A 7830-nucleotide genomic window follows, 5' to 3' on the forward strand; every position below is an offset into this window, starting at 1 on the left:
AATGGTTCCGTCTGGTTCTCTTGGTCATGCTTTTGCTCCTGCATTCGGCCTGATGGCCGGGATTGTGAAGCAAAGCGCCCACCTAGCCAACTGTCCGAATTTCTGGAGCCACTTCTGACTGATGTCGAAGGAATATTTCGACATCAGCATCAAGAGCGCCGGCGAACTCGCGAGCTGATCGTAAGTAAATAGCGGAACTGCGGCTGAATGGGCTTGCTGAATGACAAATTTCAAACGCATGTCAAAAAATCCCCATGCCGCTAAAGAAAAAGCCCCGATCACGGGGCTTTTAATTTAATGCTAAGTGCTTGATATTCTGGCGGAAAGGCAGGGATTTGAACCCTGGATACGTTATAAACGTATGCCGGATTTCGAGTCCGGTGCATTCGACCACTCTGCCACCTTTCCTTTTTGTCTGTTTTGCGATGCAGGGCGCCGCAAAAGTTCAGAATTATATCAGAGTTAGATTGGGATTGACGGCATTTTTGATTCGGCGGGCGAAGTTTTTGCGTGCCAACGCATAAGGCATCCTGGCGCACGCTGCGACTGATGTTGTAAGCAAGACTTGCTGTTCTTTAACGCCGTACCGGCGCAATCATTTCAGCGTAGTCATACAGCGCGCCCAGGATTTCTTCGCCGCGCTCGTCTGCGCTTTCCGATAACGCATCAATTTCGCCAAACAGTGCATCTATCGTGCGTGCGCCGGCGGCACCGTCGAACAGGCGCGCGGCGCGGTATGCTTCCCATGTTTCGGTTTCTTCCGGCGACAGCGTGTGCGGGAAGTTGCGGGCGCGGTAGCGCCACAGCAGTTCTTCCAGCCGGGCATCGGCGAAGCTGAAGTGCGCAGCTGCCAACTGTTCCGGGGGCAGGGTGCGCAAGCGGTTCAGGGTGCGGCGATCGTCGTTGTCGACGAAGCCGCCATACAGGTCCTCATCGACATCGACCGCCGCTGCTGGATCGGGGCGCCGGAATACTGCGCGCCAGATGCCGCTCAGGTCGGGCAGGGCGGCGGCGGCGGTCATGTGCTGTTGCGCGCTGCCGAGGTCGATGTTCCAGCGCCCGGCCATCTCGCTGGACAGGGTTTTCAGGTTGCCGATCACGACCGGCGACTTGTTCAGGTGGATAGTTTTGATCGGCAGCCGCGTCACGCCTTGCGGCAGTTCTTCGGCCTTGCTAAACATGCGCTGGCGGATGGCGGCGGCGTCCAGCGTGGCCAGTTCTGCCGGGTCAAAGCTCAGGTCCCAGGCGATGATTTCATTTTTGTTGCCCGGATGCGCGGCCAGCGGCCACATCGGAGCGATGCAGCCGCGCTCGGCGGCGAACATGCCGGACACATGCAGGAACGGTTTCTGCAGCGGCCAGCCGATCTCGGCTGCGGCGCGCTCCTTCTTGTGCAGGGCCAGGCAGAAATCGAACAGCTTCGGCTGCTGCCGACGGATCAGGCGCGCCAGAGCGATGGTGGCGCGCACGTCCGACAACGCATCGTGCGCAGCGGTATGGCTGATGCCGTTGGCGGCGGTCAGCTGTTCGAGCCGGAAGCTGGGGCGGCCATCCTCGTGCAGCGGCCACTGGATGCCGTCCGGGCGCAGCGCGTAGGCGGTGCGCACCATGTCGAGGATGTCCCAGCGCCCGCAACTGTTTTGCCATTCGCGCGCATACGGGTCGATCAGGTTGCGCCAGAACAGGAAGCGGGTGACTTCGTCGTCGAAGCGGATCGAGTTGTAGCCGACCCCGATGGTCCCGGTCTGGCTGAAAGCCTGCTCGATCTGGACCGCGAACTGGTGTTCCGGCACGCCGTTTTGCAGGCAGTGCTGGGGCGTGATGCCGGTAATCAGGCACGATTGCGGGTCGGGCAGATAGTCCGGCGCCGGCTGGCAGTACAGCATGATCGGCGCGCCGATCTCGTTGAGTTCGGCATCGGTGCGGATCGCGGCAAACTGGGCTGGGCGGTCGCGGCGCGCTTGCACGCCGAAGGTTTCGTAATCGTGCCAGAGGAAGGTGTGGTTTGACATCGGAGGTTCTTTGTTATGCGTTGTACGCGTTCAATCGATTAAGGATGCATAGACCAGGTTGCGAAACAGCTGGCGATAGTATTCGCGCTGTTCCTGCGCCTGCACCATCCAGATCGCGGTGAGTTGTTCTTGCGGGTCGTTCCAGAAGTAGGTGCCGGCCAGGCCGCTCCAGTGGTAATCGCCGACCGAGCCCGGGATCGCCGATTCGCCGGCAGCGGTGCGCACCGCAACCCCGAGCCCGAAGCCGTAACCGGGGCCGGGCAGGTAGCTGGCGCCGGATTTCGCCTGCGGCAGGCTGGCCAGATGGTCGCTGGTCATCAGCGCCACCAGCTTGCGCGACAGGATGCGCACGCCGTCCAGCTCGCCGCCGCGCAGCAGCATGTCGGCGAAACGCCAATAGTCAAGCGGGGTAGACACCAGCCCGCCACCGCCGGACAGGAACCGCGGCCGCTCACGCACGTTAAGCAGATGCACCGCTTGCTGCGTGACCGGATCGATGGCGTAGCCTTCGGCCAGCCGGTGCTGCTGCGCGATCGGCACCCAGAAGCCGGTGTCATGCATTCCCAGCGGCCTGAAGATCCGCTCTTCCAGCACCGCATCGAGCGGCTTGCCGCACAGCCGCTCCAGCAGCGCACCCAGCACGTCGGTGGCGCGGCTGTACTCCCAGGTGGTGCCGGGCTGGTACGCCAGCGGCAGGGTGGCGAGTTTTGTGATCAGGCTGTCGTTGCTGGTGTCGGGGCCGCCGACGCCGGCTTCAGTGTAGCTGGACTTCACCAGCGAGGTGCCGAAGATGCCGTAAGTCAGGCCGGCGGTGTGGCGCAGCAAATCCTGCACCGTCATCTCGCGCTGGGCCGGCGCCAGGCCCAGCGCCGGCTGATCCTCTAGCCCGCTCAGGGTCAGGCCGACCTGCAGATTTGCCAGTTCCGGCAGATAGCGCGACACCGGATGGCTCAGCAGCAGCCGGCCTTCCTCGACCAGCATCATCACCGCCACCGAGACGATCGGCTTGGTCATCGAATAGATGCGGAAAATCGAGTCCAGACGCATCGGCGCCGCATCGTCCGGGGTTTGTCGCCCCAGCGCCTGCTGATGGACGATTTGGCCGCGGCGCGCAATCAGCATTGCCGCACCCGGGATCAGCCCGTCGGCGATGTGGGAGGCGATGACCCGGTTCAGCCGCTCGAGGGGCTGGACGGTGCTGCTTGCCTGGAAATCGGACATGTTGACTTTTCTTTCCGCATTCATTGCATGGGGGCAGTATTGCCCGGATGATTATTCTGTTGGGATACTGGGCAAATGCCGCGCGCTTATGCGGGCGACTTGATGGTCAGCCGCAGCAGCAGCCCGGCACAGAAGGCACCGGCGCCGACCAGGAATAGCGTCGGGTTGTATGGGGTCTTGCCGAGCAGCTGGGTAATGCCGGATGCCAGGCTGCAGGCGCCGGCGTTCGAGTACAGGCAATCGAGCGCATCCGATAGCGGCGCGTTCAGGTCGTGCATGATCGGGGAGTAGAAGTCGGCCCACCATGCAACCGCCGCCAGCAGCAACAGGATGCCGAGCACGAGCAGGAGGTTGGCGAGTTTCTTGAGGTCCATGCGATGGGTCCGGGTGCGCGTTGAGGATTGCGCATGATAACCCCGACAGCGCCGGCATGGTGCGGCGCGGCAGGTGGAGCTAAAGGCAAACCAGCAGTGCCAGTGCCGGAGTGGTTGTCCGATGCGCTGGCCGGGTGGGTTTCGGTGCGATCGGGCATGTGCATGCACCCGGTAAGGTGCGAGCGCGGTGGCCTTGATGGCGGCCGTTTTGGGTGCGTTGTGGCACTGCTGTGAAGCCAGTGTAGGAGGATTGGCCTGCGCTGGGAAATAGTGAATCTGGATAGCGCCATAAGAAAAAATTATGGCGCATGTCTGCGCCGCCTTTGCGCGGGGCGCCGTGAGTTTCAGATTCTATGATGGGCATACTGAAAATGGCACTAATTTCCGCTTGTATATAAGTGTGACTTTAAAAATACTCCATGCTGTACATGTTTTTTTTGAAAACCTCACGCAGGCTCGACCAGACCCATTTCCTTCAGCACTTCGTGCGCCGAGCGGAAGGCGTCGATGGCCAGCGGCATGCCGCAGTAGACGCTGGCGTGCAGCAGTACCTCCTGAATTTCCTTCACGCTGGCGCCGTTGTTGACCGCGCCGCGCACATGCCCTTTGATTTCATGGGCGCGGCCGAGCGCGGTCAGCATCGAGAGCGTCATCAGGCTGCGGGTTTTCAGGTCCAGTCCGTCGCGGCACCAGACCGTGCCCCAGGCGTTGCGGGTGACAAATTCCTGCAGCGGTGCGGTGAAGCTGTCGATGCCGGCAAATGCCTTCTCCACGAAAGCGTCGCCCATCACTTGCTTGCGCATGCGCAAGCCGTCTTCGAATTGTTGATCCATGCATATTCCTGTCGGGTTGAGATTTTTGGTGCGGGATATTTTATCGCTGGCGTGGGCGAAATACCGCGTTCCTATATTTTTCGGTGCGCTGACGGCACCGTTTTGAAGGGGTTGCGTTCATTCAATTCATCGATGTAGGCTTCGATGCCGTCGCTTTCGTGCGCCAGGAAGCGTTCGATTGCATCGGCAAAATTTGGATGCGCCAGCCAGTGCGCGGACCAGGTTTTTTGCGGCAGGAAGCCGCGCGCCATCTTGTGCTCGCCCTGCGCGCCGCCTTCGAAGCGGCCGATGCCGTGCGCGATGCAGAATTCCAGCGGCTGGTAATACGCGGTCTCGAAGTGCAGGCAGCGCACATGCTCCAGCGCGCCCCAGTAGCGGCCGTACAGCGTGCTGCGGTCGTGGATCAGCAGCGAACAAGCGATCGGGCGGCCGTCGCGCCGGGCCTCGATCAGCAGGATATTGCCCGGCATGGCGGCACCGATGCGCAGGAAGAAGTCCAGGTTCAGATACGGCGACGAGCGGTGTTCGGCATAGGTCTGCGCATAGCAGCGGTTGAAGAACGCCCAGTCCGCTTCGGTCGCGCAACTGCCCGCGATATGCCGGAAACTGATGCCGGCTTCAGCGACCTTGCGCCGCTCGGCGCGGATGTTCTTGCGCTTCTTGTGCTCCAGCGTGGTCAGGAAATCGTCGAAATGGCGATAGCCGGCATTGATCCAGTGAAATTGCACGCCGCTGCGCAGCAGGTAGCCGGCCTGCTCCAGTTGCGCGGCCTCGGCCTGCGGCGGGTACAGGATGTGGCAGGAGGATACTGCGCTGTCGACCTGCAAGCCACGCAATGCCTGTATCAGGGCCGTCCGGGCCGGCGCATCGCGCGCCAGCAGGCGGCTGCCGGCGACCGGGGTGAACGGGATCGCCGCCAGCAGCTTCGGGTAATATTCCAGGCCGTGGCGCCGGTAGGCGTCGGCCCAGGCCCAGTCGAACACGTATTCGCCGTAGGAATGGAATTTCGCATACAGCGGCAGCGCCGCCGCCAGTTGCGCGCCGCCCTGCGCATCGTCCCGCCACAGCGTCAGGTATTGCGGCCGCCAGCCGGTCTCGATGCTGGCGCAGCCGCTGGCATGCAGCGCATCCAGGAAGTCGAAGGACAGGAACGGATTGGCGTCGGTTTGCAGTTGCACCAACCCATCCCAATCCTGCTGGCCAATTTCCGACAGAGAAGAGACGATTCGCGTGCGATAATTCATGGGTTCATTCGCCTTGTTCCGTGCTTGATTTTAATGATCCGGCCCGCATTAAGTTTTAATAATTCAGGTGCATAAGCTGTGCAATTGCTGCAGCGTTATCTGCCGGATTTCATCGATTATTTACTTATCATGACAGTCAAAGTCGCCATTGCCCAAATCGACAGCATCGTCGGAGATCTGGCCGGAAACCGCGCCAAAATCGTCGATTTTTCCCGCAGGGCTGCTGCGCAAGGTGCCGATATCGTGCTCACGCCCGAGTTGTCGCTGGTCGGCTATCCGCCGGAAGATCTGTTGCTGCGTCAGGCATTTTACGCAAAAACCGCTGAAGCGCTGGCTGCGCTGGCGTCCGATCTGGCCCCGCTCGCGGGCCTGCACGTGGTGGTCGGCCACCCGCTGCTGCGCGATGGCATGCGCTACAACGCCGCCTCGGTGCTGGTGGCTGGCGCAGTGCTGGCAACTTATTGCAAGCATGAATTGCCGAACAACGACGTGTTCGACGAGAAGCGCTATTTTTCCCCGGGCGACGCGCCGCTGGTATTTTCGGTCAAGGGTACCGCATTCGGCATCAACATCTGCGAAGACACCTGGTACGCCCACGCCCCGGCGCGCGCCAAGGCCGCCGGCGCGCAAGTGCTGCTGGTGCCGAACGGCTCGCCGTACCACATGAACAAGCAGGACAAGCGGCTGGAAGTCATGCGCGAGAACGTCAGCGCGCAAGGCCTGGCGCTGGTGTATGCGAACCTGGTCGGCGGTCAGGACGAGCTGATTTTCGACGGCAATTCCTTCGTGCTGGACGCCAATGGCGGCATCTGCGCGCAACTGGCGCATTGCGAAGAAGCGTTGCAACTGATCGAATTCGTCGCTGGCGAGCCGCAGAGCGGCCATGTTGCCAATGCACTGGCGCTGGAGGCGCAGGTGTATCAGGCGCTGGTGCTGGGGGTGCGCGATTATGTCGGCAAGAACGGTTTTCCCGGCGTGATCATCGGCATGTCGGGCGGGGTCGATTCGGCGCTGACGCTGGCGATCGCGGTCGATGCGCTGGGTGCGGAGCGGGTGCGCACCGTGATGATGCCGTCCAAATACACCGCCGAGATTTCCCTGCTGGATTCGCGCGAGATGATCGGCCGGCTCGGCGTGCGCTACGACGAAATCCCGATCCATGCGTGCTTCGACGCCTTCCGCGCCACCCTGGCTGCGGAATTCGCGGGACTAGCGGAAGACGCTACCGAGGAGAACATCCAGGCCCGCATCCGCGGCACCATCCTGATGGCGCTGTCGAACAAGCGCGGCGCGATCGTGCTGACCACCGGCAACAAGAGCGAAATGGCGGTCGGTTACTGCACGCTGTACGGCGACATGGCAGGCGGCTTTGCGGTCATCAAGGATATTGCCAAGACGCTGGTGTACCGTTTGTGCGATTATCGCAATACCCTGTCGGACGTCATTCCGCGCCGCATCCTGACCCGCGCCCCGTCGGCCGAACTGCGGCCCGACCAGACCGATCAGGATTCATTGCCGCCCTACGAGATACTGGACGCCATCATGCAGATGTACATGGAGCAGAACCTGAGCATTGCCGATATCCTGGCCGCTGGTTATAGCCAGGACGACGTGGAACGCATCACGCGTCTGATCAAGATCAACGAATACAAGCGGCGTCAGGCGCCGGTCGGCATCCGCATCACGCACCGGGCGTTCGGGCGCGACTGGCGTTATCCGATTACGTCCCGCTTTCGAGAATAACCATCTTTCATACCGTTTTCACAATACTCTAAAGGACTATTCCCATGAAGCAAGTTACTGCCATCATCAAGCCGTTCAAACTGGATGAAGTCCGCGAAGCGCTGGCCGAAGTCGGCGTCACCGGACTGACCGTGACCGAAGTCAAGGGCTTCGGCCGCCAGAAAGGCCATACCGAGCTGTACCGCGGCGCCGAATATGTGGTCGACTTTCTGCCGAAGGTCAAGATTGAAGTCGTGGTCGACGACGGCGTGGTGGAGAATGTGGTCGATGCGGTGATCAAGGCGGCGCGCACCGGCAAGATCGGCGACGGCAAGATTTTTGTCCAGAACGTCGAGCAAGTGGTGCGCATCCGCACCGGAGAAACCGGAGCGAACGCGGTTTAATTCGAGTTGCACAATAAAAA

7 protein-coding genes and 1 tRNA gene are annotated in these 7830 nt (G+C 61.3%); 2 read left to right on the forward strand and 6 right to left on the reverse strand.

Annotation, left to right across the window (positions count from 1 at the left end; all coding sequences use genetic code 11):
- Positions 1 to 317: 317 nt before the first annotated feature.
- From HMCN_RS0116475 to HMCN_RS0116500, 6 genes are all read right to left on the reverse strand, one after another.
- Positions 318 to 408, reverse strand: a tRNA-Ser gene (locus HMCN_RS0116475).
- A gap of 167 nt (positions 409 to 575) precedes the next feature.
- Entirely contained in the window at positions 576 to 2012 is a 1437-nt protein-coding gene (gene sbcB / locus HMCN_RS0116480; RefSeq protein ID WP_025918415.1) for an exodeoxyribonuclease I, read from the reverse strand.
- A gap of 30 nt (positions 2013 to 2042) precedes the next feature.
- Positions 2043 to 3233, reverse strand: a complete 1191-nt coding sequence (locus HMCN_RS0116485; protein WP_081801554.1) for a serine hydrolase — start codon at positions 3231 to 3233, stop codon at positions 2043 to 2045.
- A gap of 86 nt (positions 3234 to 3319) precedes the next feature.
- A complete protein-coding gene (locus HMCN_RS0116490) occupies positions 3320 to 3607 on the reverse strand; it encodes a hypothetical protein (RefSeq protein ID WP_025918417.1) in 288 nt (95 codons plus the stop codon).
- A gap of 446 nt (positions 3608 to 4053) precedes the next feature.
- Complete coding sequence (locus HMCN_RS0116495; protein ID WP_025918418.1) at positions 4054 to 4440, reverse strand: carboxymuconolactone decarboxylase family protein; 387 nt, start codon at positions 4438 to 4440, stop codon at positions 4054 to 4056.
- Positions 4441 to 4511: 71 nt separating this feature from the next.
- Entirely contained in the window at positions 4512 to 5684 is a 1173-nt protein-coding gene (locus HMCN_RS0116500) for a GNAT family N-acetyltransferase (RefSeq protein ID WP_025918419.1), read from the reverse strand.
- A 129-nt stretch (positions 5685 to 5813) separates the two neighbouring features.
- Between HMCN_RS0116500 and HMCN_RS0116505 the strand changes: the two genes are divergently transcribed.
- Positions 5814 to 7427: an NAD+ synthase gene (locus HMCN_RS0116505; protein ID WP_025918420.1), complete on the forward strand. Its 1614-nt coding sequence runs from the start codon at positions 5814 to 5816 to the stop codon at positions 7425 to 7427.
- Between the two features lie 44 nt (positions 7428 to 7471).
- A complete protein-coding gene (locus HMCN_RS0116510) occupies positions 7472 to 7810 on the forward strand; it encodes a P-II family nitrogen regulator (RefSeq protein WP_025918421.1) in 339 nt (112 codons plus the stop codon).
- Positions 7811 to 7830 lie beyond the last annotated feature (20 nt).

Origin of the sequence: Herminiimonas sp. CN, from assembly GCF_000622895.1 — a bacterium.
Classification (GTDB): Bacteria; Pseudomonadota; Gammaproteobacteria; order Burkholderiales; family Burkholderiaceae_D; genus AVCC01.

Coding starts and splice junctions, on each gene's coding strand:
- HMCN_RS0116505 (WP_025918420.1), top strand. CDS start 5,814: ATGACAGTCAAAGTCGCCATTGCCCAAATCGACAGCATCGTCGGAGAT.
- sbcB (WP_025918415.1), bottom strand. CDS start 2,012: ATGTCAAACCACACCTTCCTCTGGCACGATTACGAAACCTTCGGCGTG.
- HMCN_RS0116495 (WP_025918418.1), bottom strand. CDS start 4,440: ATGGATCAACAATTCGAAGACGGCTTGCGCATGCGCAAGCAAGTGATG.
- HMCN_RS0116500 (WP_025918419.1), bottom strand. CDS start 5,684: ATGAATTATCGCACGCGAATCGTCTCTTCTCTGTCGGAAATTGGCCAG.
- HMCN_RS0116485 (WP_081801554.1), bottom strand. CDS start 3,233: ATGTCCGATTTCCAGGCAAGCAGCACCGTCCAGCCCCTCGAGCGGCTG.
- HMCN_RS0116490 (WP_025918417.1), bottom strand. CDS start 3,607: ATGGACCTCAAGAAACTCGCCAACCTCCTGCTCGTGCTCGGCATCCTG.
- HMCN_RS0116510 (WP_025918421.1), top strand. CDS start 7,472: ATGAAGCAAGTTACTGCCATCATCAAGCCGTTCAAACTGGATGAAGTC.